The following is a 26,559-nucleotide window of genomic DNA, read 5'->3' as shown; positions in this document are numbered from 1 at the left end:
CTTTCGATCCACAATTTCTTATCCACAGGCTGTCGATTCACAAAACCGCAGGTCAGAGCACCTTCTGGACAGCCAGGGCAGCGGCAATCCACAGCAGCGGCCACAGCTGTGCGCAATTTGGAATGGAGTACTCCACACCGGGCGCGGGTTATCCACAGTCGCCGCGACGCCCTGTGGAGAACCAAGGTGGAACTGACGGGCTCGGGAGACCTAGGGTCGCGCTTCTGGACCGCCCGCCGGCATCTGTCGGGGGTCCGGCGCAGCATCGGCGGAGAAGTGCGGAGAGGGGTGGTGGCGCGGTGAGCATGACGGAATCCCCGGGCGTGGGCGAGCAGGGTTTCAGCGCGGGCTACCCCGACGACGCCTCCGGCCCGACTCAGGTCTTCAGCGGCTTCGGCGAGTCGTCCGGCAACCAAGAGCACTGGGCCGGCCGGATGCCCCCGCAGGACGTCGACGCCGAGCAGAGCGTGCTCGGCTCGATGCTGATCTCGAAGGACGTGATCGCCGACGTCCTCGAGGTCGCCAAGGCGCACGACTTCTACCGTCCTGCCCACGAGACCATCTTCGACGCGATCACCGACCTCTACGCCCGCGGCGAGCCCGCCGACCCGGTGACCGTCTCGGCCGAGCTGAACCGCCGCGGCGAGCTGGTCAAGATCGGCGGCGCGCCGTACCTGCACACGCTCTCGGCGAGCGTGCCGATCGCCGCCAACGCCGGCTACTACGCCGAGATCGTCCGGGAGAAGGCGATCCTGCGCCGGCTCGTCGACGCAGGCACCAAGATCGCCCAGCTGGGGTACGCCGGCGAGGGCCAGGTCGACGACACCGTGGACCGCGCCCAGGCGGAGATCTACGCGATCACCGAGAACCGGGCCTCCGAGGACTACCTCCCGCTGAACGCGATCATGGAGGCGACCCTCGACGAGATCGAGGCGATCTCCAACCACGACGGCTCGCTGCGCGGCGTACCGACCGGGCTCGCCGACCTCGACGAGCTCACCAACGGCCTCCAGCCCGGCCAGATGATCATCGTCGCCGGCCGACCCGGTAGCGGGAAGTCGACCCTCGGTCTGGACTTCTGCCGCGCCGCCTCGATCCACAACGGGCTCACCAGCGTGATCTTCAGCCTGGAGATGGGCAAGGCCGAAATCACCATGCGGCTGCTCTCCGCCGAGGCCCGGATCCCGCTGGGTCACATCCGCAACGGCGGCATGAACGACGAGGACTGGGCCAAGCTCGCCCGCAAGATGGGCGACGTCTCCAGTGCGCCGATGTTCATCGACGACAGCCCGAACATGACGATGATGGAGATCCGGGCCAAGGCGCGGCGGCTCAAGCAGCGCCACGACCTCAAGCTGATCGTGATCGACTACATCCAGCTGATGACCTCCGGCAAGAAGGTCGAGTCCCGGCAGGTCGAGGTCTCCGAGTTCTCCCGGCAGATCAAGCTGCTCGCCAAGGAGCTCGAGGTCCCGATCGTGGCCCTCGCCCAGCTCAACCGTGGTTCCGAGCAGCGCGCCGACAAGAAGCCGATGGTCTCCGACCTCCGTGAGTCTGGCTCGCTGGAGCAGGACGCCGACATCGTCATGCTGGTGCACCGCGAGGACATGTACGAGAAGGAGTCGGCCCGGGCCGGCGAGGCCGACATCATCGTCGGCAAGCACCGTAACGGCCCGATCCGCGACGTCGTCTGCCTCTTCCAGGGCCACTACTCGCGGTTCGTGGACATCACCCACTGAGCGGGTCCCGCAAAGCGGCTTGACCTTGACCCTGCGTCAGGGTTCGACGATGTCCGCATGACTCATGACAACGCTGCGATCGAGGTCGTCGGACTGACCAAGTCCTACGGCGACCACTCCGTGCTGGACGGCGTCGACCTGACCGTGCCGGAGGGCACCGTCTACGCCTTGCTCGGCCCCAACGGCGCCGGGAAGACCACCATCGTCAACATCCTCTCCACCCTGCTGACCGCGGACGAGGGCGAGCTCCGCGTCGCCGGGTTCGACGTACGGCGGGAGCCCGGCGGGGTGCGCGCCGCGATCGGCGTGACCGGGCAGTTCTCGGCGATCGACGAGCTGCTCACCGGCCGGGAGAACCTCCGGCTGATGGCCGACCTGGCGCACCTGGACCGGGCGACGGCCACCGCCGCGGTCACCGGGATGCTCGAGCGGTTCGACCTCGCCGACGCCGCCGACCGGGGGGCGCAGACCTACTCGGGCGGCATGAAGCGCCGCCTCGACCTGGCGATGACGCTGATCACCCGGCCGCGGCTGATCTTCCTGGACGAGCCGACCACCGGCCTCGACCCGCGCAGCCGCCGGGAGCTCTGGGCGATCGTGCGCGAACAGGTCGCCGACGGGGTGACCGTGCTGCTGACCACCCAGTACCTCGACGAGGCCGACCACCTCGCCGACCGGATCGGCGTCCTCGACGGCGGCCGCCTGGTCGCCGAGGGCACGGCCGCCGAGCTGAAGCGGCGAGTTCCCGGCGGGCACGTCTCGGTGCAGTTCACCGACGCCGACGGGCTGGCGGCGGCAGCGGCTGCGCACCCGGACGCGAGCGCCGACCTCGACGCCCTGACCCTGCAGCTGCCCAGCGACGGCAGCGTCGCCGACCTGCGCCGGGTGCTCGACGGTCTCGACGACGACCGGGTCGACGGCCTGACCGTCGAGACCGCCGACCTCGACGACGTGTTCCTCGCGCTCACCGGCCACCCGGCCGCGGAGCAGTCCGCCCGTACCGACCTGGAGGTTCCGGCATGAGCACCACCCAGTCCACCGGCTACGCGATCCGCGACTCGGCCACGATGCTGCGGCGCAACCTGCTGCACATCCGCCGCTACCCGTCGCTCTCGATCATGCTGGTCGCCCAGCCGATCCTGTTCCTGCTGCTCTTCGTCTACGTCTTCGGCGGCACCATGGGCGCCGGGCTGCCCGGTCAGGAGACCATCGGGGACCGCGGCGACTACCTGGTCTTCATCGTGCCCGGCATCCTGATCATGACGGTCGCCAGCGTCGCACTCGGCACCGCGATCGCCACCGCCACCGACATGACCACCGGGATCATCGCCCGGTTCCGGACGATGGACATCGCCCGGGTCTCGGTGCTCACCGGGCACGTCCTGGGTGCCGTCATCAAGACCGGGTTCGCGGTGGTGATCGTGACCGCGTTCTCGTTCCTGCTCGGCTTCCGCTCCGACGCCGGTCCGCTGGAGTGGCTGGGCGCGATCGGCCTGCTGGTCCTGATCGCGTTCGCGCTCACCTGGCTGACCGTCGGGATGGGCCTGGCCGCGGACAGCGTCGAGACCGCCAGCAACACCCCGATGTTCCTGGTGCTGCTGCCGTTCATCAGCAGCGGTTTCGTGCCGACCGACGCGATGCCGGCGGGGCTGCGCCAGTTCGCGGAGCACCAGCCGTTCACGCCGATGATCAACACCCTGCGCGACCTCGTCACCGGCGCTCCGACGGACTCGGACCTGTGGCTGGCGATCGGCTGGTGCGTGCTCATCTCCGTGCTCGGGTACCTCTGGTCGCGGAGGCTGTTCCTCCGGGTGCCCGCGAAGTAGGAGACTGGCCCGATGCTCACGATCAGCCAGCTGGCGTCGTACGCCGGAGCCACCGTGCGGGCGGTCCGGCACTACCACGCGAAGGGTCTGCTGCCGGAGCCGGAGCGCGACCACTCCGGCTACCGGCGCTACGACGCGCACGCCGTCGTCGAGCTCATCAAGATCCGCACGCTCGCCGATGCCGGGGTGCCGTTGGCCCGGGTGCGTGATCTGCTCGCCGCGGACGAGGCCGAGTTCGCGGAGGCGGTTCGCGACATCGACCGGCGGTTGCGGGTCGAGATCAAGGAGCTCCAGCGGCACCGCGAGCGGATCGCCCAGCTGGTGGCCGGAGACAGCCTGGCGCTGCCTCCGGAAGCGGTCGCCTACCTCGACCGGCTGCGCGAGCTCGGGCTGCCCGAGCAGCTGATCGGCGGCGAGCGGGACTCCTGGATCCTGGTCGCCGCCCAGCTCCCCGAGCAGATGCCGCTCTACATGGAGATCAAGCAGCAGCAGCTCGACGACCCGGCGACCGTCGCCTTCTACCGCGACCTGGTCGAGATGGTCACCTGGGAGGCGGACGACCCGCGGCTGATCGCCCTGAGCGACCGGCTCGTGACGCTTCTCGAGGCCGACTACGACGCGAACGTGGAGATGCAGGACGGCGGGGTGACCGACGAGCTCGCCGCACTCCTCGACGCGGTCTTCCTGGAGATGGTGCCGATCGCGGCGCGGCTGCTGGAGCTGCTCGAGGAGCGCGGGTGGCGGGGCTGGACGAAGTTCGAGCGGATGGATTCGCGTGATCGGACGCGCCCGCCGGTGTGATCCGTCGCGCATTGCGGGGATCGCGGGCATTCGCCCTGATTGGTTGTGCCATCGATCACCATGCGGCTGCTCTCCGCCGAGGCCCGGATCCCAGGACATGTACGAGAAGGAGTCGGCCCGGGCCGGCGAGGCCGACATCATCGTCGGCAAGCACGATCCGCGACGTCGTCTGCCTCTTCCAGGGCCACTACTCGCGGTTCGTGGACATCACCCACTGACGCAGCAGACGAGAAGCCTCAGGTCCGAGGACCAAGAATTCTCACTGCGCCGCGTCAGATTCCGTTCGCCAGGTGATCAGTAGGGGTGTCAGCCCGATCGGGCGGCTGACGATCTCGAGGCGAGGAGCGTGTGCAATGAAGAAGTTGATGGCGAAGATCGGGTGTGCTGTCGCTCTGGCAGCATCGGCGGTCGTGGTGCCGGCGGCGACCGGCCTGATGACCGCCGACGCGGCGGTGTGTACCCACAACTGGGTCAGTGTCGGTTGGTGGCAGCACACCTCCACGACGCAGGTCGCGGCGACCAACACCTGCGCGAACATGTGGACAGTGAAGACAGCGGCGTACGACGACTACGTCAGGGGGCAGTTCAAGAAGAACGGCGTCTGGACGAACAGCCAGGCCGGGTGGAAGTGGACCACTCCGACCGCCAACGAGCAGAAGATCGTCCTCGACCTCGTCGATGGGGAGCCGCTCCGCGCCTGGGTCCAATATGGACCGCGCCAGAGCGTGTTCCTCTGGTACTAGGCCGGCGACAGGAGGCGGGGCAAGAGGACGTTAGTCATGGTGGTTTTCACGCGGGCGAACAAGGTGTCGACGCTGTTCCTGTCGGGTTTGCTGGCCGGGTTGCTGATCTTGTCGGGATGCAGCGCCAGCGGCGACCGCGACGAGTCGCCTCAGGCCGGCCCCACCACTAATCGTGGTGGCGCGGTCGACCCGCAGGTGTTGGCCGATGCGGTGGCGGCCGCCTTCCCCGTTCCGGGCCCGAGCATGCGACGGATGATGAGGGTCAACAACTTCACGGTGGACTTCGTCTCTGTCGCGTGCGGTTCGACGGAGCATCGGTCCATTGATCGGACTATGGAACGCTATTCGCAAGACGAGTTCCCTGATCTGGATCTGATCCGCACCAAGGGATTCGTCGAGAAGGATCCTGCTGCGGATCGAGAAGGGCCTCCGCCGGGCTTCAGACGGGGCTGTGATGCGAGGTCCAAGGGCAACCTGTTCGAGACGATGCCCTCCCACCGTGCTTGGCTCGGCCTCGTCGAGCCCTGGGAGGACGTGCTCGCCACGGTGGAGCAGGAGCCGAGCGTCGTCGCGCTGAAGGAGCCCTTCGCGCAGTGCCTGCGCGACGGCACGAAAGGTACCGGGGTCGTCATTTCGAGTGACGACCCAGCTCGAACCTTCGTCACGCAGACGGACAAGGCCTACGTCGTGGGCACGATCACTGCTCGTGAACGGGAGCATCGGATCCCGAAGCTCTACGCGCGGTGCGGGTCGGCCTACTTCGGGCGTACCCAGGAGCTCTTGGAAGCCAAGAGGCCGGCGATGATCGAGCGACACCGCGAGTTGCTGGAGCAGGCCGCCCGCGAGCTGGTGGCGATGGGGTACGTGCCGTGACCAGCCGGGAGGGCGCGTGGGAGGGGCGCCGGTTCGCGGCGGTGGTGCTCGGTGGGGTCGTGGTGTCGTCGATACTGGTGGCAGCGTTGCTGGCGACGACCACGACGCCGGGGCAGGCGCGGGCTCAGCGCGCGGTTCCGGTTCTGCCGCCGCCGACGACGGCGGTCGCGGAAGGCTCACGCCAGGGTGTGCTGGCGGTTCCGGAAGGCGCCATCGTGACCGACGAGGAGGGTCGCACCTGGGTGCGTGTGTGGACCGCTCGGGGCTCACGCAGAGCGGAGGTGCACCAGCTGCCCTCGAGCCTGTCGAAGTTGATCGAAGTGACGAGCGCCGGCTTGCAGGCAGGTGACGTCGTCGAGCTGGTTGCTCCGAATGACGCTGAGGCTCGTCCACGCGCAGGCGCACGACCCGGTGGCCGGTGAATCGACCGGTGACGACCGAGATGACAGACGCGGTGAGCAGGCCGTTGGTGATGCTGCGAGGCGTGGGACTGGAGGTCGCCGAACCCGTCCCGACCAGGATCCTGCACCCCGTGGACCTCGACATCGAGTCGGCGACGGCTGTGGCGGTCGTCGGACCCTCGGGGGCGGGGAAGACGACCTTGGCCTCACTGATCGGTGCCCTGCAACAGCCGACGGAGGGAAGCTATCGGTTCGATGGCCAGGAAGTCGCCGGCATGTCCGGAGCGCGCCTCGCCGAGTTCCGTGCTCGGGATGTGGGATTCGTCTTCCAGCACTCTCACCTGATCGACGAACGCAGCGTCGTCGCCAACGTGGACCTCGGACTGGTCGGCTCGGAGCTGCACCGCGTCGAACGCGCCGAGCTGTGCGCAGCGGCCCTGGAGTGGGTGGGGCTGGCCACCCTTGGCGCGCGACGTAGCGCGTTCCTCTCAGGAGGGGAGCGTCACCGGGTGGCGATCGCACGGGCTCTGGTCAAGTCGCCGCGCTTGATCCTCGCGGACGAGCCGACGGCTGCGCTGGACCAGGAGACCGGTCGGGAGATCCTCGAGTTGCTGGCGAACGCGACCGCGCGGGGCGCCACGGTCATCCTGGTGACGCACGATCCTCGTGCCGTCGAGTACGTCGATGCGGTGCACCGGATTGTTGACGGGCGCCTCACCGGCGGTGGGCACTCATGACCTGGCGGCTCAGGGTCGAGTCGGTGCGTCGGTTGGCTGCGGATGCTGCAGCGTCGCTGCTCCTGCGCCCCGGGCACACGATCGGGATGGTCGCGGGGATCGCACTGGGCGTCGCGGGCGTCGTGGGCATCGTCGTGATCGCCGACACGCAGCAGATCCAGGTCGATCGGCAGTTCGATCTCCAGCGCTCCGACCGGGTCGTGGTGCGAGCCTGGACGCCGACCAAGGCCGGGTTCGATGCCACCCGGGTGGCCGCCGCTGAGCAGCTGGAGCCTGTCCTCGACGTGGGCGAGTTCTCCGTCTGGTCCCGCGCACGGACCGTCTCCCGGACCGACGGCACGGCGCGAAGCAGTCGCCCGGTGCTGGTCGCCGATGGCTCCGGACTGCTGGCCACCGATACCCGGGTCGTCAGGGGCAGATCAGGCGACAGTCTTTCGACGGCGCGGGGGCCGGTCGCGTGGATCGGCGAGAGACTCGCGAGAGATCTCGGACTTGCGCCGGGTGACGACCTCGACAACGCCCAGGTGCTGGTCGGCGACCTTCCGTTCGAGGTCGTGGGCATCATCGCCAACGACGAAGGGTTCGGCTACGCGTCCTCCGGCGTCCTGATCTCGCGCAAGACTGCTGTGGCCACCCTGGGCGGCGTCGGAGAGAACGTTCGAGTCATCGCCCACGTGCGTCCAGGATCCGCCAGCGCCGTCGGCGACAACATGGTCGCCGGACTCGATCCCTATCGCGAGCTGATGCTGGAGGACGTGACTCCTCCCGACGGAAAGGTCCTGCTCAGCAATGTCGGATCCGACCTGCGCCGCATCGGGGCGGCACTCGGTGGCTTCATGGGCTTGATCGGGATGATCACCGTCGCCAACACCCTCATGATGGCCGTCTACCAGCGGCGCCGCGAGCTTGGACTTCGCTCCGCGATGGGTTGGAAACGCCGCAGGATCGGAGTCCTCGTCCTCACCGAATCCGCGACCGCCGGGATCGTCGCCAGCACCCTCGGCGTAGGTCTCGGCCTCGGTGTCGCCGTGATCTGGAGCCACGTCCAGCACTGGGAGCTGATCCTCGCGCCGTGGCTCCCCTTCGCCGCCATCGGCTCAGGCCTCACAGCCAGCCTGGTCGGCGGCATCATCCCCGCCTATCTCGCCGCCTCGACGCCGCCCATGACAGCCATGCGTTCTTAGAACGTCCATGGCTGCGAGGACAGCCCGTCCCTCGAATCCGTGCACCGGCAGGATTCCGTCGAGGAGGCGCAACGGATCGTGTGATCCGTCCCGCATTGCGGGGATCGCGGGCATTCGCCCTGTTTGGTTGTGCCATCCTGACCCGGGGAGACCGGCCGTCTGGTCGGCGGGACGAGAGGGCGTGGGGCCGTGCTGACGCAACGGACCAAGCGGCAGCTGCTGGTGTTCGTGTTCATCACGTTGATCGGCGTCTCGTACGTCGGCGCCCGCTACGCCAAGCTGGACCGGCTGGTCTACGACACGTCGTACCAGGTGAACGCCCACTTCGAGCAGTCCGGCGGGATCTTCACCGGAGCCGAGGTCACCTACCGCGGGGTCGGTGTCGGCCGGGTCACCGACATGCAGCTGATCGAGAACGGCGTCAACGTGGTGCTCTCGATCGAGAAGGGCACCAGCAAGATCCCCGCAGACACCTTGGCACTGGTCGGGAACAAGTCCGCGGTCGGCGAGCAGTACGTCGAGCTCCAGCCGCAGGTCGACAACGGCCCGTACCTCAAGGACGGCTCGGTGATCGAGCCCGCCGATACCGAGGTGCCGGTCTCGACGACCGAGATCCTGACCAACCTGGACCGGCTGATCACCTCGGTGCCGCAGGACCAGCTCCGCACCGTCGTCTCCGAGCTCGGCGACGCCTTCCAGGGGACCGGTGCCGACCTGGCCCGGATCATCGACACCTCGAACTCGTTCATCCAAACCGCCAACGACAACTTCGACGTCACCTCGGCCCTGATCCGCGACGGCAGCAAGGTGCTGAAGACGCAGGTGGACAAGGGCTCGGCGATCCGCAGCTTCGCGCGCGACCTGTCGCTGTTCAGCACCGTCCTGGCCGACAACGACGAGTCGTTGCGTCGGCTGATCGACAACGGGTCCGCGACCGCCATCGAGCTGCGCACCTTCCTGGAGCAGAACCAGGTCGATCTCGGCAGCCTGATCAACAACCTGGTCACCACCGGCGACATCATCGTCAAGCACCTGCCGGGCATCCGTCAGGTGCTGGTGCTCTACCCCTACATCGTGGCCGGCGGCTTCACCGTCGTCGCGAAGAACGCCGAGGGGTACAACGCCCGCTTCGGCTTCATCCTCAACCAGTTCCCGGCCGTCTGCCACCAGGGCTACGACCCGAAGGAACGACGCTCGCCGACCGACGGCTCCAACAAGCCGATGGACGAGGACGCCGGGTGCACCGAGCCGGCCAGGAAGACCAACGCCCGCGGTGCCCAGAACGCGCCGCGCACGGGGACGTCGTACGGGACCCCGATGGCGACCTACGACCTGGACACCCGGACGACGACCTGGTCGGACCAGGCTCCCGCCCAGCGGAGCGCGGGAGCGACCGTCCCGTTGTCCCGCGAGGACGCGCTGCAGTACCTGCTGTTCCGCTCGGCCAGCTGACCGACGGGTCAGGCCGAGTCGCGGTCGTCACATTTGCGCAGTACGCCCCGGGCCCTGGGCTACCCTCCGAACGCGGACGTTCCACCCCTCGGGCACCCGTCTCGCATGTAGGACACGTCTGACAGGCTGCCGGGCAGCCCGTACCAGGAAGGAGTCATCGTGCGTATCGGTATTCCCCGCGAGTCGAAGGCCGGCGAGACGCTTGTCGCCGCCACCAGCACGACGGCCGGACAGTTGCAGAAGCTCGGCTACGACGTGGTCGTGGAGGCCGGCGCCGGCGTGCACTCCAGCCAGCCCGACAGCGCCTTCACCGACGCCGAGGTCACCGTCGGCACCGCCGAGGACGTCTGGTCCTCCGACATCGTGATCAAGGTCAACGCGCCGACGACCGAGGAGATCTCCCGGCTCCGCAGCGGCGCCGTGATCGTCTCGATCATGGCCCCCGGCCGCAGCCCCGAGCTCGTCGACGCGCTCGCCGCCCAGGGCGTCACCGCCCTCGCGATGGACGCCGTCCCGCGGATCAGCCGTGCGCAGTCGATGGACGTGCTCTCCTCGATGGCCAACGTCGCCGGCTACCGCGCCGTGATCGAGGGCGCGCACGCCTTCGGCCGCCAGTTCACCGGCCAGGTCACCGCCGCCGGCAAGGTCCCGCCGGCCCGGGTCTTCGTGGTCGGAGCCGGTGTCGCTGGCCTCGCCGCGGTGGGTGCCGCCGGCAGCATGGGCGCGATCGTCCGCTCCTTCGACGTGCGCCCCGAGGTGGCCGAACAGGTCGAGTCGATGGGCGCCGAGTTCGTCACCGTCGACATGGAGTCCGAGGTCTCGACCGACGGCTACGCCAAGGAGATGACCGAGGCGCAGGTCGCCGCCACCGCGGTGATGTACGACGAGGAGTCGCGGGCCGCCGACATCGTGATCACCACCGCGCTGATCCCGGGACGCCCGGCACCGAAGCTGATCACCGCCGAGTCGATCGCCGGGATGCGCACCGGCTCGGTGATCGTCGACATGGCCGCGGCCAACGGCGGCAACACCGAGCTGACCGTGACCGACGACGTGGTCGTCACCGAGAACGGCGTCACGATCATCGGGTACACCGACCTGGCCGGCCGCCTGGCCGCCCAGACCTCGCAGCTCTACGGCACCAACATCGTCAACCTGCTCAAGCTGATGACGCCGGAGAAGGACGGGGTGATGACCCTCGACCTCGAGGACGTCATCGTCCGCGGCATCACGGTCGCCGACCAGGGCGCCTCGATGTGGCCGCCGCCGCCGGTCCAGGTCTCGGCCGCGCCCGCTGCCCCGGCTGCCGCGGCCGCCGAGCCCGAGGCACCGAAGGCGCAGCTCTCCGCCGGTGCCAAGGTCGGCCTGGTGCTGGGCGCGATCGCCGCCTTCTGGCTGGTCAACGCGACCGCGCCGGACCCGATCCCGAAGCACTTCACGACGCTGATGCTCTCGATCGTGATCGGCTACTACGTCATCGGCAAGGTTGCGCACGCGCTGCACACGCCGCTGATGTCGGTCACCAACGCCATCTCCGGCGTGGTGGTGGTCGGGGCGCTGCTCCAGATCTCCAGCGACGACGCCGCGGTCCGGGCGCTGTCGACGATCGCGATCCTGCTCGCGTCCATCAACATCTTCGGTGGCTTCGCGGTCACCCGTCGCATGCTCGGCATGTTCAGCAAGGGGGCCTGAGCCATGGACACCAGTTCGATCGCCACTGCGGCGTACGTCGTCGCGTCACTGCTCTTCATCCTGTCGCTCGCCGGACTCTCGAGGCACGAGTCCGCCAAGAACGGCCTGACCTACGGCATCGTCGGGATGGCGGTCGCGCTGATCGCGACCGTCGTGCTCGTGATCGACGACAGCACCGACCGCGACAACGAGATCGCGATCGTGCTGATGATCGCCGCGATCGCCATCGGGGCCGTGATCGGTCTGTGGCGGGCGAAGATCGTCGAGATGACCGGCATGCCCGAGCTCATCGCGGCGCTGCACTCGTTCGTGGGTCTGGCCGCCGTGCTCATCGGCGTCAACGGCCACATCGGCGGCGCCCACCTCAGCCACGTCACCAAGCTCAGCGACATCCCGACGCTGCTCAACATCCACGAGGCCGAGGTCGCGATCGGCATCTTCATCGGTGCGGTGACCTTCACCGGCTCGATCGTGGCGAACCTGAAGCTGTCCGGGAAGATGAAGTCCGACCCGCTGATGCTGCCGGGCAAGAACCTGATCAACGTCGGGTCGCTGGTGGTCTTCGCGGTGCTCACCGCGGTCTACGTCGGCCTCGACGAGGGCAGCTCCGGGCAGGACGTCATCCTCGTCGTGCTGACGGTGCTCGCGCTCGCGCTCGGCTGGCACCTGGTCGCGTCGATCGGCGGCGGTGACATGCCGGTCGTCGTCTCGATGCTCAACTCGTACTCCGGCTGGGCCGCGGCCGCGTCCGGGTTCCTGCTCAACAACGACCTGCTGATCGTCACCGGTGCGCTGGTCGGTTCCTCCGGTGCGTACCTGTCGTACATCATGTGCAAGGCGATGAACCGCTCGTTCATCTCGGTCATCGCGGGCGGCTTCGGCATCGCGCCCCCGGACGGCGACGCCAAGGACTACGGCGAGCACCGTGAGATCCAGGCCGAGGCGGCCGCCGACATGCTGGCGAATGCATCCTCCGTGGTGATCACCCCCGGGTACGGCATGGCCGTCGCCCAGGCGCAGTACCCGGTCGCCGAGCTCACCGCCAAGCTGCGCGCTCGCGGGGTCGACGTACGGTTCGGGATCCACCCGGTGGCGGGTCGTCTGCCCGGCCACATGAACGTGCTGCTCGCCGAGGCGAAGGTGCCCTACGACATCGTCCTGGAGATGGACGAGATCAACGAGGACTTCGGGGCCACCGACGTCGTGCTGGTGATCGGCGCCAACGACACCGTCAACCCGGCCGCGCTCGACGAGCCGAACAGCCCGATCGCCGGCATGCCGGTGCTCGAGGTCTGGAACGCCAAGGACGTGATCGTCTTCAAGCGCTCGATGGCCGCGGGGTACGCCGGCGTGCAGAACCCGCTGTTCTTCAAGGAGAACTCGCAGATGCTGTTCGGCGACGCCAAGGACAAGGTCGAGGAGATCATCCACAACCTGCCGTCCTGACCTCCGGCGCGGTCAAACCCGCGTCGATCGGCGTCGGTGCCGTCTAGCATCCCCGGCATGGGTATCGACAAGGCGGCGCTGACGGCCGGCAGCATCAGGATGGCGTCCGGCGTCCACTTCCTGATCTCCCCGGAGCAGGCCAACAGGCTCTGGGGGGACAAGGAACCCCCGGTCCCGACGGCGCGGCTGCTGCTGCGCTCGATGGGCTACCGGGACGCGCTGATCGGCGGGTTGCTGGTGCAGGCGGCGCTGCGCGGCCGGGACACCCGCGGGTGGTTCCTCGCCTCTGGCGGTGCGGATGCCGCCGACCTGCTCGGCGGCTGGAGCACCCACCACCAGATGAGCAAGTCCCAGCGGTTCGTCGGACTGGGCGGCGCGATGGTCGGGATCGGCGTCGGGGTGTGGGGCGCGACACGTAAGCGTCGCTAGTCGGTGCCGGGGGTGGCGGCGCGACTCCTAGGCGTCGCCCAGGGGTATCGAACCCCGGGCAACTGGGTAAGCATGGGTGCATGAGCACCGAGAAGCTGACCGGCCAGCAGATCTCCGACGCGGGCCTGACCGGCTGGACCTACCTCCTCGGCGGCCTGCAGACCCGGATCCACACCCGGGACTTCGCGACCGGTCTCCAGGTGGTCAACGCGATCGGCGCCGCGGCCGAGGCCCTGAACCACCACCCCGACCTCGACCTCCGCTACCCGCGCGTCGACGTCCGGCTGAGCAGTCACGACGTCGGCGGCGTCACCGAGCGCGACCTGGTGCTGGCCCGCGAGATCAGCTCCATCGCCGCCTCGGTCGGCGCCGAGGTCGAGTGCGCGACGGTGTCCCGGGTGGAGCTCGGCCTGGACTCCCCGGACGGTGCCGCGATCGCTCCGTTCTGGGCCGCCGTCCTGGGGATGAAGCACGAGGGCGGCGAGGACTGGAACGACATCGCCGACCCGTACGACGTGCTGCCGCTGATCTGGACCCAGCCGTCCGGGTCGGACGAGCCGCGCCAGCGCTGGCACCCGGACCTCTGGGTCGACCCGGACCGGGTGCAGCCGCTGATCGACGCCGCGATCGCCGCCGGTGGGACCCTGGTCAGCGACGAGCGCGCGCCGCGGTTCTGGGTGCTCGCCGACGCCGAGGGCAACAAGGTCTGCCTCTGTACCTGGCAGGGACGGAGCTGACCGACCACTAGGCTCCCGGGCATGACCGAGCAGGGAACCGTGCGCTGGCTCGCCGCCGACGATCCGCACCCGGCCCGACGGGCGCAGCAGGCGGCGCTGGCGTGCGCGATCGCCGGGGACAAGCAGGGTTGGTTGGCGCTCTGGGCCGAGGACTGCGAGATCCACGACCCGGTCGGCCCGTCGATCTTCGACGCCAGCGGCGAGGGGCATCACGGGCGCGCCGGCATCGAGCACTTCTGGGACGTCGCGATCGCCCCGGTGGCGCGCTTCGACGTCGAGGTCCGTACGTCGCACGCGTGCGGAGACTCCTCCGCGCAGGAGGCGACGTTCCGTACGGCGTTCCCCGACGGCACCCGAGCCGAGATCGACCTGATGGTGGTCTACCGGGTCGACGTCGCCGGGCTGATCACCTCGATGCGGGCGTACTGGGAGCTGGAGCGGGTTCGGCTGACGGCACCCTGAGGTCGAGCGCGATCCGCACCGGGTCTAGGTGCGCCGTACGCCGTCCGACGACAAGGGCCGACTCAACCGACAGAAAGGGCCTACTCAGCGGGGGCGGTAGCGGCTCGGGGTCGCGCCGGAGACCTTCCGCATCGCGCGGCGCAGGGCGGTCGGGTCCTGGTAGCCGACGGCCTCCGCGACCTGCGCGACCGAGAGCCGGCCCTCCTCGAGGAGCGACCGCGCCCGGCGGATCTTGACGCTCTGGATCAGCGCGAAGGTGCTCCGGCCGGTGGCGCGGTGGACCTGCCGCGCCAGCGTCCGCTCAGAGATCGTCAGCGCCTTCGCGAGGTGGGCGACCGACGGGGGGTGCGGCAGGGCGGACTCGATCCTCTCCACCAGATCGACCACCAGGGCGTCGCCGCGGGCGAGCACCTCCGGGACGACGTACTCGGACTGCGCCTGGCGGGCGTCGATCACCAGGGTGCGGGCGACCGTGTCGGCCAGCGTGGCGCCGCCGTACTCGCGGAGCAGGTGCAGCATCAGATCGGTCTGGGCGAACGCGGCTCCGGCGGTGACCACCGGGCCGTCGGCGCAGATCATCCGGTCCGCGTCGACCGTGCAGTCCGGGGCCCGGGCCGCGAGCAGCGGCGCCAACCACCAGGTCGTGGTCGCGCGGCGACCGGTGAGCAGGCCGGCCTCGGCGAGCAGGAAGACCGCCGAGCACGAGGCCGCCACCCGGCCGCCCTGGCGGGCGTGTCGGGCGAGGGCGCGGGTGGCCGCGATCGCGTCGTCCCGGCCCAGCCGCTCGACGACCGCGGGTGCGGTGTCGGTGGCGATCCCGGGGACCACCCAGGTCGAAGCCTCGGCCCGGGCCGGGATCCGGGTGGTGTCGACGGTGAGTCCGCCGGTCAGTGGCACCGGGCCGCCAGCCACCGAGACCACCCGCCAGGTCGGAGCGCCCGCGCCGGCGCGCGGTGCCAGCGCGGCAGCGGAGCGGAGCGAGTCGACGGTGGCGGCGACGCCGGACGCGAAGGCGCCGTCGAGGACGAGCACGGTGAAGTCGGTCATGGCGGAATCAGCCCCAAAACTGTCGAATCAGACACTCGTATCGTCACTCCGATCCGGATGGAATGCAATCCCCGACCCAGGAGCACCGATGCGCGACCCGTACGACGACCCGGACGACCACCTGGCCGACCCGCTCGCCGACTTCACCCGTCGCGAGCTCACCCTGGACGGGGTCACCAAGGTGGTGCACGTCTCCGGCGAGGGACCAGGGGTGATCGTGCTGGCGGAGATGCCGGGGATCAGCCCGCACGTGGCCCGGTTCAGCCGCTGGGTCCGCGACGCCGGCTTCACCGTCTACCTGCCCTCGCTCTTCGGACGCGACGGTGCCTACCCGGAGGCGGCCGCCGGCCTGGAGGTGCTGCAGCGGGCCTGCGTGAGCGCCGAGTTCCGGGCCTTCGCCTCCGACGAGTCCAGCCCGGTGACCCAGTGGTTGCGGGCGCTCGCCCGGCGCGCGCACGTGGAGTGCCGCGGACCGGGGGTGGGCGCGATCGGGATGTGCTTCACCGGCAACTTCGCCCTGACGATGACGCTCGAGCCGGCCGTCCTCGCGCCGGTGCTGTGCCAGCCGTCGCTGCCGCTGGACGACCCGGCCGGGATCAACATGGCGCCGTCGGAGCTCGACGAGGTGGCGGCGCGCCTGGAGCGCGACGACCTCACCGTGCTGGCGTACCGCTTCGCGGGCGACCGGCACTGCCGGGCCGAGCGGTTCGCGGCGTACCAGCAGGCACTGGGGAGCCGGTTCGTCGCGGAGGTGCTCCCCGACGAGGCCGCCGCTCCGGATCCGCCACCGTTCTTCGCCGAGATCGTCGGCACGCCGCACAGCGTCGTCACCGCGCACCTGATCGACGAGGAGGGTCAGCCGACGGTCGCGGCCCGGGACGCGATCCTCGCGTTCTTCGCGGAGCGGCTCAGCGGAACGTGATCAGCATCCCGGCGATGGCCGGGATCACGCCGAGCGCGATCCACGGGCTGACCGGGTTCTTCTTGTGGATCGCGAGCCCGGCCGCGACCGCGGAGACGCCGAGGATCCCGGCGATCACGTTCAGCCCGATCCGGGCATCGACCCGGTCGGTGTCGGTGAAGACCGCCGCCAGGATCAGGCCGACGCACAGGTGCAGGATCGTGGTGACCGCGAGTACCGACATCACCCACTGCTTGACCCGGGTCAGCCGCTCGTCGTCGCGCTGAACCGCCCGCCGGGGCGGGTTGGCCGGGTCGATCAGGTGCTTCGCGACGCGCTTGGTGGGTTCAGTCATGGTGTCGTGCTCGATCGGGACGCGCGATGGGGATGCTCACGCCTCCTATTCTCCCATCCGTCCGTCAGGGCCGCTCAGGGCGCTCTCGAGCACCGAAACGGCCTACTGAACTTTCGTCAATAGGGTGTAACTCACAGTTACTACTCGGTCGGAACCGGGCTACTCTCGATCCGACGGGCCGAACGCCGGTGCGTCGATCGAGGAGGACCTGATGACGTCACGGCTCAATCCCGCCCCGGACTTCGACGTCCTGGTCGTCGGCGCCGGCCTCTCCGGCATCGGTGCCGGCTACCGGCTGCAGACCGAGTGCCCGGAGAAGACCTACGCGATCCTGGAGGCCCGGGACTCGATCGGCGGCACCTGGGACCTGTTCCGCTACCCGGGCATCCGGTCGGACTCCGACATGTTCACGCTGAGCTTCCCGTTCAAGCCGTGGAGCAACGAGGACTCGATCGCCGACGGTCCCGCGATCCTCAGCTACATCAAGGACACCGCGGCCGAGTTCGGGATCGACGAGAAGATCCAGTTCCGCACCAAGGTGACCTCGGCGAACTGGTCCTCGGAGACCTCGACCTGGACGGTCAACGTGGAGGACCGCCGCGGGACCAAGGCGAGCAAGCGCACGATCACCTGCTCGTTCCTCTACGCCTGCTCCGGCTACTACGACTACGAGCAGGGTCACGAGCCGGTCTTCCCCGGCATCGACGACTTCGCCGGCCTGGTCGTGAAGCCGCAGTTCTGGCCGGAGAACCTCGACTACGCCGGCAAGAAGGTCGTCATCATCGGCAGCGGCGCGACCGCGGTGACCCTGGTGCCGTCGATGTCCGAGGACGCCGCCCACGTGACGATGCTGCAGCGCAGCCCCACCTGGATCGGCGTGGTCCCGAAGAAGGACAAGGTCGCCGACGTGCTCCGGGCCGGGCTGCCCGCCGGGGTGGCGCACAAGGTCGTCCGCACCAAGAACATCGCCTACCAGATGGGCGTGTACCAGTTCTGCCAGCGGCAGCCGAAGCTGGCGAGCAAGGTGCTGCTCGGGATGACCACCAAGATCCTCAAGGATCCCGAGATGGTGGCCGAGCACTTCACGCCGTCGTACAACCCGTGGGACCAGCGGCTCTGCGCCGTGCCGAGCGCGGACCTGTTCAAGGCGATCCGGCGCGGCAAGGTCGACGTGGTCACCGACCACATCGACACCTTCGTGCCCGAGGGCATCCGGCTGAAGAGCGGGAAGGTGCTTGAAGCCGACATCGTGGTCCCGGCGACCGGGCTCAAGATCCAGCTCTTCGGCGGCATCGTGCCGACCGTCGACGGCGCCGCGGTCGACCTGCACGAGAACTTCGTGTGGCAGGGCTGCATGCTCACCGGGCTGCCGAACTTCGCGCTCTGCGTCGGCTACACGAACGCGTCCTGGACGCTGCGTGGCGACCTGACCTCGCGGCTGGTCTGCAAGGTGATCAACGAGATGGACAAGGTCGGAGCCGCGTCGGTCATCCCGGTTCCGGACGGTCCGCTGGAGGGGCGGCCGCTGCTCGACATCGCGTCCGGCTACGTCCAGCGCGCGCTCGGCGACCTCCCCCAGCAGGGCCACCGCGGTGCGTGGCGGGTGCGGCAGAACTACCTGCTCGACTCGGCCACGACGATGCGCCGCGACCTGCACAAGACCTTGAAGTTCAGCCCGCCCAGGACAGCCGCGGCAGGGGTGAAGGCGTCGGCATGATCCTCACTGCGTTCGTCAACAGCGCTTCCCCTCCTCGGCCTCGAGCAAGCTCGGGCGCTCGGAGGCTCGCGCTGTGAGCGGTCCGTTCCCCGCGACCGGCACCAGCACGGTCGAGGTCGGCGGCGTCCCGCTCCGGGTGCGGGTCTCCGGTCCCGGCGACGGTACGCCGATCCTGCTGATCCACGGGATCGCGCGCAGCCTGGAGGACTGGAACGAGTCCCAGGACCTGCTCGCGGCCGCCGGCCACCGGGTGATCAGCACCGACCTGCCCGGGTTCGGCTACAGCCGCAAGGGCCGGGAACGTCCGGGACTGCCGGCGTTCGGGCGCGCGATGGCGGGGTTGCTGGACGCCCTCGGCGTCACCGAGCCGGTGCACGTGATGGGCAACTCGCTCGGTGGCGGCGTCTCGATGACGCTGGCCGTCGACCACCCGGACCGGGTCGCGAGCGTCACCCTGGTCAACAGCGTCGGCTTCGGCAGCGAGGTGAACATCTCCGCGCTGCCGATGACGTACGGCGTGCTCGCCCAGCTGCCCGGGCTGGCCGGCACCTTCGGTCCGCGGGCCCGCGAGGCCGGGGCGAACACGATCCGCGACCTGTTCTTCGACCGGTCGCTGGCGACCACGGACCAGTTCCGGCACGCCGGCAAGCTGGCCAAGCAGAAGGACTTCCGGGCGACCTTCCTCGGCACCGCGGCGACCCTGGGCGCTCCGGTGGTCGGCGTGAAGGCAGGCTGGCGCCGGGAGCTGCTCGGCCGGGTCGCGGCGTCGGGGATCCCGATCCTGGTGATCTGGGGCGACGCCGACAAGATCCTGCCGCCGCACCAGGTGGACGCGGCGAAGGCCGCCCTGCCGGCGGCGAGGTTCCACGTCTTCGCCGACACCGGCCACATGCCGCAGGTCGAGCGGCCCGCCGAGTTCGTCGCCGTCGCCGGCGCTTTCGTCGACGAGGTCCAGGCGGCCCGGCGTACTGCTCGCGGCTGAGCGTTCGGCCGGCGGTGCGATCCCGCGCCGTGTGCTCGTACAGCGACCTGCGAATGTCGCGCGTGTGCACGCTGGGGCGCTCAGCAGCCCCACCCGCGACATTTGCATGTCGGCGTACGGGCGGCGGGCGGCGGGCAGGGAAGGCGCTGTCATCTCCTGCCGGGCGCGGGCATGATGGGCGGCATGGAGCCGTTGGTCGCGTTCGACGCTGAAGTGGTCAGGTCCGACAAGCCCGGGGGCTGGTCGTACGTGATCTGGCCGGAGTCCGCCGCGTTCTTCGGGACCAAGGGGCTGGTCAAGGTCCGCGGCACCGTCGACGGGGAGCCGTTCGAGTCCTCGTTCATGGCGCTCGGCGACGGCAACCACAAGCTGCCGGTGAAGTCCGCGATCCGGGTGAAGATCGGCAAGGAGGCCGGCGACAGCGTGCACGTCGTGGTGACCGAGAGGATCGAGAAGTGACCGCCGTCCTCACCGAGCGGGACGGGCACGTCCTGATCGTCACGCTCAACCGCCCTGAGGCCCGCAACGCCGTCAACGCCGACCTCACGCTCGGTCTCGGCACCGCGCTCGAGCAGGCCGACCAGGACATCGACATCCGGGCCGTCGTCCTGACCGGCTCCGGTGACCAGACCTTCTGCGCCGGCGCCGACCTCAAGGCGATTTCGCGCGGGGAGAGCCTGAACCCGCCCGGGACCGAGACCTGGGGGTTCGCCGGAATGGTGCAGCACCCGATCGCCAAGCCGGTGATCGCGGCGGTCAACGGCACCGCCCTCGGCGGCGGCACCGAGCTGGTGCTCGCCAGCGACCTGGCGGTGGCCGCCGACACCGCGACCTTCGGTCTCCCCGAGGTACGACGGGGGCTGATCGCCGCGGCCGGCGGGGTGCTCCGCCTTCCCGAGCAGCTGCCCCGGAAGGTCGCCATGCGGATGATCCTGACCGGCGAGCCGATCGACGCCGCCACGGCGCTGCGCTGGGGCCTGGTCAACGAGGTGGTGCCGGCCGACCAGGTCCGGGACGCCGCGGTGGCCCTGGCCCAGGTGATCGCCGCCAACGCGCCGGTCTCGGTGCAGGCCAGCAAGCAGGTCGCGCTCGGTCTCGTGGACGGCACCATCCCGAGCGAGGCGGACGCCTGGGCGGCCAGTGATGCCGCGATGATGCGGGTCTTCACCAGCGAGGACGCGATGGAGGGTCCGATCGCCTTCGCCGAGAAGCGGGCACCGGTCTGGAAGGGCCGCTGATCGCTGGTTACCGACCCGTAACCGGAACTCCTTCGAGCCGTTTATCACCACATGGTGACCTCACACACCCGGCTACTGGCATGCGCAGCCGCAGGTGCTCTCGCTCTCTCGATCCTCGCCACGAACGCCCCGGCCACGTCGGCCCCGACGGCGAAGGCGGCCGCGCCGAAGTACTCGGCGACGATCACCCGGACCGCGCACGGGATCCCGCACATCACCGCGAAGAACTTCGGCTCGCTCGGCTTCGGCGCCGGGTACGCGGCCGCCCAGACGAGCACCTGCATCCTGGCCGACGTGCTGCTGACCGGCCGCGCCCAGCGCTCCCGCTACCTCGGGCCGAAGGGTCACTACGACGACGGCGTCGCGATGAACGGCACCAACCTGCAGGCCGACGCGCTGGTCACCGACCTGCACAACCGCAAGGTCGTCGAGAAGCTGCTCGCCGACCCGAAGGCCGGCCCCGGTTCCGAGGCGCGCCAGATGGTGACCGGCTACGCGGCTGGCATCAACAAGTACATCCGGGCGAGCGGCGGCTCGAAGAAGATCACCGACCCGGCCTGCAAGGGTGCTCCCTACATCCGGCCGAACATCACCGCGATGGACGTCTGGTACGGCGTCTACATGGCCAACATCCTGGCCTCGACGGGCAACTTCCTGAAGCAGATCGTCGGCGCCACCCCGCCCTCGTTGTCCGACCCCGGACTGCCGAGCCTGGCGACCTTCGGCATCGTCCCGCCGGAGCTGCCGACCTCGGCCGAGCTGAAGAAGGCGCTCGGCAAGGACCCGAAGTCGCCGTTCGGCTCGAACGCCACCGCCGTCGGCCGGGCGGACACCTCCACCGGCAAGGGCATGCTGCTCGGCAACCCGCACTTCCCGTGGAACGGCCGCTACCGGTTCAGCCAGCAGCAGCTGACCATCCCGGGCAAGTACAACGTCGCCGGCGCCAGCCTGATCGGCTCCCCGGTGGTCAACATCGGCTGGAACCGGAACGTGGCCTGGAGCCACACCGTCTCGACGGCGTACCGGTTCACGCCGTACGAGTACCGCACCGTGCTCTCGCCGTTCATGTACCTCTCCGCCAACGGCCTGATCAAGCAGCTGGAGAAGCGGGTCGTGAAGGTCGTCGTGAAGAACCCGAACGGGTCGCTGAGCACGGTCACCGAGGACATGTACCGGACCCCGCAGGGCTACGTGATCGACGATCCGGCGACGCTGATGGGCTGGACGCCGCTGAGCTTCTTCGCGATCCGCGACGCCAACGGCGAGCAGCTCCGCACGATCGACACCTTCCTCAACATGGGCAAGGCGACCTCGGTCCGCGACCTGATCAAGCGCCAGGACGCCGGCGGCGGGATGCCGTGGGTGAACACCACCGCGGCCGACCGCAACGGCGACGTCGTGTACGCCGACCACTCGGTCGTCCCGAACGTCCCCAACTCGATGGCGAACGTCTGCATGACGCCGATCGGCCGGGTTACCCAGCAGCTGGCCGGCCTGCCCGGCCTCGACGGCACCTTCGCCGACGGGATCTGCAAGTGGAAGACCGACGCCGACGCGCAGCGACCCGGCATCTTCGGCACCAAGAACCTGCCGGCGGCGTACCGCAGCGACTGGGTGATGAACGCCAACGACTCCTACTGGCTGCCGAACCCTGCCCAGCGGCTGACCGGCTACGCCAAGATCATCGGCTGCGAGAACTGCCAGCGCACGCTGCGCACCAAGGTGGTCAGCCGGTACGTGATGGACCGGGTCAAGGTCGGCAAGGTGACCCCGGCGGTGCTGCGCGGCTTCGAGCACCAGAACCGGGTGATGGGCGCCGAGGTGATGGGCACCGCCGCGCTGGTCAAGGTCTGCCAGGCCGCGAACGGCGGCGACGCCTGCCCGGTGCTGGCCGCCTGGGACAAGCACTCCAACATCACCAGCCGGGGCAACCACATCTTCGAGGAGTTCGTGAAGCGGCTCCCCGGCGGCGGGCTGCTCGGCGGCGAGACCTACTGGAAGGTCCCGTTCAGCTCGGCCGACCCGATGAACACTCCGCGCGACCTGGACGTCACCAACGGCAAGGTGATCAAGGCGATGAAGGAGGCGATCGCCTACCTGCGGTCGAAGAACATCCCGATGAACGCCACTTGGGGTTCGGTGCAGGTGGCCGGTGACCGCGGCGCTCCGCCGATCCCGCTCGGCGGCGGCTCCGGTGACGACGCCGGCAACGCCAACGCACTGGCCGGCCGCGGGCCGTCCGCCAACGGCGGATTCCTGAAGCCGATCACCTACGGGTCCTCGCACATCCAGGCGATCTCGTTCCTGGCGAACGGGCTCGTCGACGCGAAGACGATCCTGACCTACGGCCAGTCCGACAACCCGCGGTCGCCGTGGTCGAAGGACCAGACCCTGCTCTTCAGCCAGAAGAAGTGGGTCTCGTTCCCCTGGACGACGGCGCAGATCAAGGCGCAGAAGATCAGCGCGATCAGGATCAGCGGGAACTGACGTCCGAGACAAGCTCGACGTCCGAGGCTAGCTCGACGTGCGTGACAAGCGGTGCTCAATCGCCGGCGGGTGCCGGGCGCAGCCGGTAGCGGATGAAGCCCGGCACCGCGAAGGCCGCGACGATCACCAGCACCACTACCAGCACGCCACCACCGGCGGCCGCGGCCGCGGTCCCGACCACGGCCGCCGCACCGCCGTGGGCGACGTCGGCGATCCGCGGTCCGCCCGCGACCACCACGATGAAGACGCCTTGCAACCGGCCGCGGACGGCGTCCGAGGCGGACGCCTGGAGCATGCTCATCCGGAACGCCGCCGACGCCATGTCCGCGGCGCCGGCGATCACCAGCATCAGGACGGCGAGTGCGAGCATCGCCGTCCGGGCGGTGGTGTCGGCGAAGGAGACCGCCAGGCCGAAGCCGACGATCGCCAGGCCCCAGACCACGATCGAGTAGATGACGGCGAGACCCTGGCGCTCGACCCGGGAGACCCAGCCGGAGAAGACTCCGCCGAGGACCGCCCCGAGCGGGATCGCGGCGAAGAGCAGCGCGAACGCGAGGCCGCCCTCGGAGGGGCCGCCGAAGTCGAGGTGCGCGATCTCCGGGAAGAGTGCCCGCGGCATCCCGAAGACCATCGCGATCAGGTCGACCACGAAGCTCATCATCAGCACCGGGTGCCCGCGCAGGTAGCTGAGCCCGTCGATCACGGCGCGCAGTCCCGGCGTGCCGGAGGCGCCTTCGACCGGCAGCTTCGGGAGCCGTACGACGGCGCCGAGGGTGGCGAACAGGGTGATCGTGTCGACCAGGTAGAGCCAGGAGAACCCGACCACCGGGATCAGCGCGCCACCGACCAGCGGGCCCGCGATGGCGCCTGCCTGGAGCACGGTCATGTTCAGCGAGTTCGCCGCGGGCAGCTCGGAGTCGTTGAGCAGCTTCGGCAGGATCGCGCTGCGGGTCGGCTGGTTGACCGCGAAGAACGCCTGCTGCACCGCGAACAACCCGAGCAGCAGCCAGACGTTCCCGGCACCCAGGGCAGCCTGCACCCAGAACCCGGCACTGGTGCCGATCAGCCCGACCGTGGTGATGATCAGCAGCGTCCGGCGGTCCATCACGTCGGCCAGCGCGCCGCCCCAGAGGCCGAACACCACCAGCGGGACCAGCCCGAAGAGACCGGTCAGGCCGACGTACGCCGAGGAGCCAGTCTCGGCGTAGATCTGCGCCGGCACGGCGACCACGGTGAGCTGGGCCCCGACGACGGTGACCATGTTCGCGGTCCAGAGCCTGCGGAAGTGGGCGTTGCGCAGCGGCGTCGTGTCCGCGAAGAGCCCCCTGATCTGCACCCAGGGAGATTACGCCTGGCGGGGGTTCACCTTGAACGGGGCCGTGTGGTCTGGTCGTATCGACGCATGACATCTCGGCGCCGGTTCCGGCTGCTCCTCCCGCTCCTGATCGTGGTGGCGCTGTTCGCCTCCGCCTGCGGCCCGTTCGGGGGTGACGACGACGGCGCGAAGAAGGCCGCCGAGGAGTTGGCCGAAGCCCTCGCCGGCGGCGACGTCGCGAAGATCCCGTTCACCGAGGACAACGCCGCGGCCCGGTTCACCACCCTCACCAAGCCGCTGAAGAGCTTCGCCTCCGAGGTCACCGTCACGGGGGTCGAGCAGGACGGCGACAAGGCCACCGCGACCCTGGCGTGGAAGAGCGATCGGGACGGTGCCGTCTGGGACCGCGAGACCGAGGCCGACCTGGTGAAGAGCGGCGAGACCTGGAAGACGGTCTGGAAGCCCTCGATCGTCGAGTCCTCGCTGGTCGATGCCGAGGAGCTGGTCGTCACCGGCATCAAGCCCGAGCGCGGCAACATCATCGGCCGCGACGGCAAGGCGCTCGTGGAACCGAGGCCGGTGGTCCGCTTCGGCATCGACAAGACGTTGGTCCCCGGTGCGGCGGCCGCCGCTTCGGCCGCCAGTCTCGCCGCCGTGCTCGACGTCTCCGCCGCCGACTTCGTCAAGGAGGTCAAGGCCGCCGGACCGAAGGCGTTCGTAGAGGCGATCGTGCTCCGGCGAGCCGACGTGTCCAGCTCGCTGATCGGCCGGGTCGAGGCGGTCAAGGGCGGGCGCTCGATCTCCGACCACCTGCCGCTGGCGCCGACCAAGGACTTCGCGGCGGCACTCCTCGGCACGGTCGGGCCGGCCACCGCCGAGATCATCAAGGACAGCAAGGGCCGGTTGCGGGCCGGCGACGACGCCGGGCTGTCCGGTCTCCAGGCCCGGTACGACGAGCAGCTCGGCGGCGTTCCCGGAGTGAAGGTCAGCGCGAAGCACGTCGTCGAGGAAGCGTCCGACCTGAACGAGGATGCCACTCCCCGGGTGCTCTTCTCGGCGGAGCCCACCAAGGGGACCGACCTCGACCTGACCCTCGACCTGCGGCTGCAGGGCAAGGCCCAGGACCTCCTCGAGCGCTACGGCCCGGCGAGCGCGCTGGTCGCGATCAAGCCGTCGACCGGCGAGATCCTGGCGGCGGCGAGCGGACCCGGGTCGAAGGGCTACAACACCGCGACCTTCGGCCAGTACGCCCCCGGCTCGACCTTCAAGGTGGTCAGCTCACTGGCGCTGCTGCGCTCCGGGCTGAAGCCGAGCTCGCCGGTCCAGTGCCCGGCGACGATCAGCGTCAACGGCAAGCAGTTCAAGAACTACTCCGACTACCCGTCCGGCAAGCTCGGCCGGATCACGTTGCGCGACGCCGTCGCCAATTCCTGCAACACCGCCTTCATCTCCTCGCGGTCCAGGATCAAGGGCACCGCGCTGGCCGATGCCGCGGCGGCGCTCGGCTTCGGCGTGGACCACGACCTCGGCTTCCCCGCGTACTTCGGCCAGGTGCCGGCGCCGCAGGGGGAGACCGAGGCGGCGGCCGACCTGATCGGCCAGGGCAAGATCCTCGCCTCCCCGATGGCGATGGCCGCGGTGGTGGCCAGCGTGGTGAAGGGGGCGACCGTCGTACCGGCGCTGGTGGGGGGCCTGGAACGTCCCGCCGCCGACCCGGCGAAGCCCCTGACGAAGGCCGAGGCGGCCAGCCTCCGCGAGCTGATGCGCGCCGTGGTCACCAGCGGCTCGGGCTCGTTCCTGGGGTCGCTGGCCGGTCCGCCGGTGATCGCCAAGACCGGCACCGCGGAGTACGGCACCAAGACGCCGCTGCTGACGCACGCCTGGATGGTCGGCGCGCAGGGCGACCTGGCCGTCGCGGTGTTCGTCGACACCGGGCAGTCCGGGTCGCGGACGGCCGGTCCGGTACTGGACGCGTTCCTGCGCGCCGCCCGGTGA

Annotated in this window: 25 protein-coding genes; 22 read left to right on the top strand and 3 right to left on the bottom strand. The window is 69.6% G+C overall.

The genetic code is table 11. The annotated features are described in order from the left end of the window. Positions 1 to 434 precede the first annotated feature (434 nt). From dnaB to EFK50_RS20560, 15 genes are all read left to right on the top strand, one after another. Positions 435 to 1,739 carry a replicative DNA helicase gene (gene dnaB, locus EFK50_RS20630; RefSeq protein WP_246004270.1) on the top strand — a complete coding sequence of 435 codons (1,305 nt, stop codon included), beginning with the start codon at positions 435 to 437 and terminating at the stop codon, positions 1,737 to 1,739. Between the two features lie 57 nt (positions 1,740 to 1,796). Further along, positions 1,797 to 2,762, top strand: coding sequence for an ABC transporter ATP-binding protein (locus EFK50_RS20625; RefSeq protein ID WP_123229463.1), 966 nt, complete (start codon positions 1,797 to 1,799; stop codon positions 2,760 to 2,762). Then, a complete protein-coding gene (locus tag EFK50_RS20620) occupies positions 2,759 to 3,565 on the top strand; it encodes an ABC transporter permease (RefSeq protein ID WP_123229462.1) in 807 nt (268 codons plus the stop codon). The genes EFK50_RS20625 and EFK50_RS20620 overlap by 4 nt, the downstream gene beginning before the upstream one ends. Before the next feature lie 12 nt (positions 3,566 to 3,577). Continuing rightward, positions 3,578 to 4,366, top strand: coding sequence for a helix-turn-helix domain-containing protein (locus EFK50_RS20615; RefSeq protein ID WP_123229461.1), 789 nt, complete (start codon positions 3,578 to 3,580; stop codon positions 4,364 to 4,366). A 353-nt stretch (positions 4,367 to 4,719) separates the two neighbouring features. Continuing rightward, complete coding sequence (locus EFK50_RS20610) at positions 4,720 to 5,109, top strand: hypothetical protein (RefSeq protein WP_123229460.1); 390 nt, start codon at positions 4,720 to 4,722, stop codon at positions 5,107 to 5,109. A 36-nt stretch (positions 5,110 to 5,145) separates the two neighbouring features. Further along, a complete protein-coding gene (locus EFK50_RS20605) occupies positions 5,146 to 5,982 on the top strand; it encodes a hypothetical protein (RefSeq protein ID WP_123229459.1) in 837 nt (278 codons plus the stop codon). Next, a complete protein-coding gene (locus tag EFK50_RS20600) occupies positions 5,979 to 6,404 on the top strand; it encodes a hypothetical protein (RefSeq protein WP_123229458.1) in 426 nt (141 codons plus the stop codon). Before EFK50_RS20605 ends, EFK50_RS20600 begins: the two co-directional genes overlap by 4 nt. Before the next feature lie 8 nt (positions 6,405 to 6,412). Continuing rightward, a complete protein-coding gene (locus tag EFK50_RS20595; protein WP_123229457.1) occupies positions 6,413 to 7,120 on the top strand; it encodes an ABC transporter ATP-binding protein in 708 nt (235 codons plus the stop codon). Beyond that, the gene (locus EFK50_RS20590) at positions 7,117 to 8,304 is read left to right on the top strand and encodes an ABC transporter permease (RefSeq protein WP_123229456.1); all 1,188 of its coding nucleotides are present in this window, start codon (positions 7,117 to 7,119) and stop codon (positions 8,302 to 8,304) included. The genes EFK50_RS20595 and EFK50_RS20590 overlap by 4 nt, the downstream gene beginning before the upstream one ends. A gap of 189 nt (positions 8,305 to 8,493) precedes the next feature. Further along, a complete protein-coding gene (locus EFK50_RS20585) occupies positions 8,494 to 9,756 on the top strand; it encodes an MCE family protein (protein WP_123229455.1) in 1,263 nt (420 codons plus the stop codon). A 159-nt stretch (positions 9,757 to 9,915) separates the two neighbouring features. Next, positions 9,916 to 11,448, top strand: a complete 1,533-nt coding sequence (locus EFK50_RS20580) for a Re/Si-specific NAD(P)(+) transhydrogenase subunit alpha (RefSeq protein WP_123229454.1) — start codon at positions 9,916 to 9,918, stop codon at positions 11,446 to 11,448. A gap of 3 nt (positions 11,449 to 11,451) precedes the next feature. Further along, positions 11,452 to 12,894, top strand: coding sequence for a Re/Si-specific NAD(P)(+) transhydrogenase subunit beta (pntB, locus tag EFK50_RS20575; RefSeq protein ID WP_123229453.1), 1,443 nt, complete (start codon positions 11,452 to 11,454; stop codon positions 12,892 to 12,894). A gap of 57 nt (positions 12,895 to 12,951) precedes the next feature. Further along, the gene (locus EFK50_RS20570; protein ID WP_123229452.1) at positions 12,952 to 13,323 is read left to right on the top strand and encodes a DUF4267 domain-containing protein; all 372 of its coding nucleotides are present in this window, start codon (positions 12,952 to 12,954) and stop codon (positions 13,321 to 13,323) included. A gap of 80 nt (positions 13,324 to 13,403) precedes the next feature. Beyond that, entirely contained in the window at positions 13,404 to 14,060 is a 657-nt protein-coding gene (locus EFK50_RS20565) for a 4a-hydroxytetrahydrobiopterin dehydratase (RefSeq protein ID WP_123229451.1), read from the top strand. A 21-nt stretch (positions 14,061 to 14,081) separates the two neighbouring features. Continuing rightward, positions 14,082 to 14,522, top strand: a complete 441-nt coding sequence (locus EFK50_RS20560; RefSeq protein ID WP_123229450.1) for a nuclear transport factor 2 family protein — start codon at positions 14,082 to 14,084, stop codon at positions 14,520 to 14,522. A gap of 84 nt (positions 14,523 to 14,606) precedes the next feature. On the opposite strand, the gene EFK50_RS20555 is transcribed toward EFK50_RS20560, so the two are convergent. After that, positions 14,607 to 15,569, bottom strand: a complete 963-nt coding sequence (locus tag EFK50_RS20555; protein ID WP_123229449.1) for a GlxA family transcriptional regulator — start codon at positions 15,567 to 15,569, stop codon at positions 14,607 to 14,609. 88 nt (positions 15,570 to 15,657) lie between these two features. On the opposite strand from EFK50_RS20555, the gene EFK50_RS20550 reads away from it, so the two are divergent. Then, entirely contained in the window at positions 15,658 to 16,491 is an 834-nt protein-coding gene (locus EFK50_RS20550) for a dienelactone hydrolase family protein (protein ID WP_123229448.1), read from the top strand. Here the strand turns inward: EFK50_RS20550 and EFK50_RS20545 are convergent. Beyond that, positions 16,478 to 16,825 (bottom strand): hypothetical protein, encoded by a 348-nt coding sequence (locus tag EFK50_RS20545; RefSeq protein WP_123229447.1) that lies wholly within the window; start codon positions 16,823 to 16,825, stop codon positions 16,478 to 16,480. The genes EFK50_RS20550 and EFK50_RS20545 overlap by 14 nt on opposite strands. Before the next feature lie 211 nt (positions 16,826 to 17,036). Between EFK50_RS20545 and EFK50_RS20540 the strand changes: the two genes are divergently transcribed. The 5 genes from EFK50_RS20540 to EFK50_RS20520 all read left to right on the top strand — a co-directional run bounded on the left by EFK50_RS20540 (position 17,037) and on the right by EFK50_RS20520 (position 23,249). After that, positions 17,037 to 18,542: a flavin-containing monooxygenase gene (locus EFK50_RS20540; RefSeq protein ID WP_123229446.1), complete on the top strand. Its 1,506-nt coding sequence runs from the start codon at positions 17,037 to 17,039 to the stop codon at positions 18,540 to 18,542. A gap of 73 nt (positions 18,543 to 18,615) precedes the next feature. Continuing rightward, complete coding sequence (locus EFK50_RS20535; RefSeq protein WP_221177495.1) at positions 18,616 to 19,524, top strand: alpha/beta fold hydrolase; 909 nt, start codon at positions 18,616 to 18,618, stop codon at positions 19,522 to 19,524. Positions 19,525 to 19,707: 183 nt separating this feature from the next. Beyond that, entirely contained in the window at positions 19,708 to 19,983 is a 276-nt protein-coding gene (locus tag EFK50_RS20530; RefSeq protein WP_123229445.1) for a DUF1905 domain-containing protein, read from the top strand. Continuing rightward, positions 19,980 to 20,762, top strand: coding sequence for a crotonase/enoyl-CoA hydratase family protein (locus EFK50_RS20525; protein ID WP_123229444.1), 783 nt, complete (start codon positions 19,980 to 19,982; stop codon positions 20,760 to 20,762). The genes EFK50_RS20530 and EFK50_RS20525 overlap by 4 nt, the downstream gene beginning before the upstream one ends. Positions 20,763 to 20,816: 54 nt before the next feature. Next, positions 20,817 to 23,249 (top strand): penicillin acylase family protein, encoded by a 2,433-nt coding sequence (locus EFK50_RS20520; protein WP_246004255.1) that lies wholly within the window; start codon positions 20,817 to 20,819, stop codon positions 23,247 to 23,249. A gap of 55 nt (positions 23,250 to 23,304) precedes the next feature. Here the strand turns inward: EFK50_RS20520 and EFK50_RS20515 are convergent, their stop codons facing one another. Further along, positions 23,305 to 24,585 carry an MFS transporter gene (locus EFK50_RS20515; protein WP_246004254.1) on the bottom strand — a complete coding sequence of 427 codons (1,281 nt, stop codon included), beginning with the start codon at positions 24,583 to 24,585 and terminating at the stop codon, positions 23,305 to 23,307. 66 nt (positions 24,586 to 24,651) lie between these two features. Here EFK50_RS20515 and EFK50_RS20510 point away from each other — a divergent pair, with 66 nt between their 5' ends. Continuing rightward, positions 24,652 to 26,559: a penicillin-binding transpeptidase domain-containing protein gene (locus EFK50_RS20510; RefSeq protein WP_123229442.1), complete on the top strand. Its 1,908-nt coding sequence runs from the start codon at positions 24,652 to 24,654 to the stop codon at positions 26,557 to 26,559.

This window comes from Nocardioides marmoriginsengisoli (assembly GCF_003725695.1).
Lineage (GTDB): Bacteria > Actinomycetota > Actinomycetes > Propionibacteriales > Nocardioidaceae > Marmoricola > Marmoricola marmoriginsengisoli.
The sequence above is the reverse complement of the archived record's forward strand: the minus strand, read 5'-3'. Positions and strand labels throughout refer to the sequence as shown.

Coding starts and splice junctions, on each gene's coding strand:
- EFK50_RS20570 (WP_123229452.1), top strand. CDS start 12,952: ATGGGTATCGACAAGGCGGCGCTGACGGCCGGCAGCATCAGGATGGCG.
- EFK50_RS20615 (WP_123229461.1), top strand. CDS start 3,578: ATGCTCACGATCAGCCAGCTGGCGTCGTACGCCGGAGCCACCGTGCGG.
- EFK50_RS20545 (WP_123229447.1), bottom strand. CDS start 16,825: ATGACTGAACCCACCAAGCGCGTCGCGAAGCACCTGATCGACCCGGCC.
- EFK50_RS20550 (WP_123229448.1), top strand. CDS start 15,658: ATGCGCGACCCGTACGACGACCCGGACGACCACCTGGCCGACCCGCTC.
- EFK50_RS20620 (WP_123229462.1), top strand. CDS start 2,759: ATGAGCACCACCCAGTCCACCGGCTACGCGATCCGCGACTCGGCCACG.
- pntB (WP_123229453.1), top strand. CDS start 11,452: ATGGACACCAGTTCGATCGCCACTGCGGCGTACGTCGTCGCGTCACTG.
- EFK50_RS20625 (WP_123229463.1), top strand. CDS start 1,797: ATGACTCATGACAACGCTGCGATCGAGGTCGTCGGACTGACCAAGTCC.
- EFK50_RS20565 (WP_123229451.1), top strand. CDS start 13,404: ATGAGCACCGAGAAGCTGACCGGCCAGCAGATCTCCGACGCGGGCCTG.
- EFK50_RS20510 (WP_123229442.1), top strand. CDS start 24,652: ATGACATCTCGGCGCCGGTTCCGGCTGCTCCTCCCGCTCCTGATCGTG.
- EFK50_RS20540 (WP_123229446.1), top strand. CDS start 17,037: ATGACGTCACGGCTCAATCCCGCCCCGGACTTCGACGTCCTGGTCGTC.
- EFK50_RS20610 (WP_123229460.1), top strand. CDS start 4,720: ATGAAGAAGTTGATGGCGAAGATCGGGTGTGCTGTCGCTCTGGCAGCA.
- EFK50_RS20605 (WP_123229459.1), top strand. CDS start 5,146: ATGGTGGTTTTCACGCGGGCGAACAAGGTGTCGACGCTGTTCCTGTCG.
- dnaB (WP_246004270.1), top strand. CDS start 435: ATGCCCCCGCAGGACGTCGACGCCGAGCAGAGCGTGCTCGGCTCGATG.
- EFK50_RS20555 (WP_123229449.1), bottom strand. CDS start 15,569: ATGACCGACTTCACCGTGCTCGTCCTCGACGGCGCCTTCGCGTCCGGC.
- EFK50_RS20560 (WP_123229450.1), top strand. CDS start 14,082: ATGACCGAGCAGGGAACCGTGCGCTGGCTCGCCGCCGACGATCCGCAC.
- EFK50_RS20590 (WP_123229456.1), top strand. CDS start 7,117: ATGACCTGGCGGCTCAGGGTCGAGTCGGTGCGTCGGTTGGCTGCGGAT.
- EFK50_RS20530 (WP_123229445.1), top strand. CDS start 19,708: ATGGAGCCGTTGGTCGCGTTCGACGCTGAAGTGGTCAGGTCCGACAAG.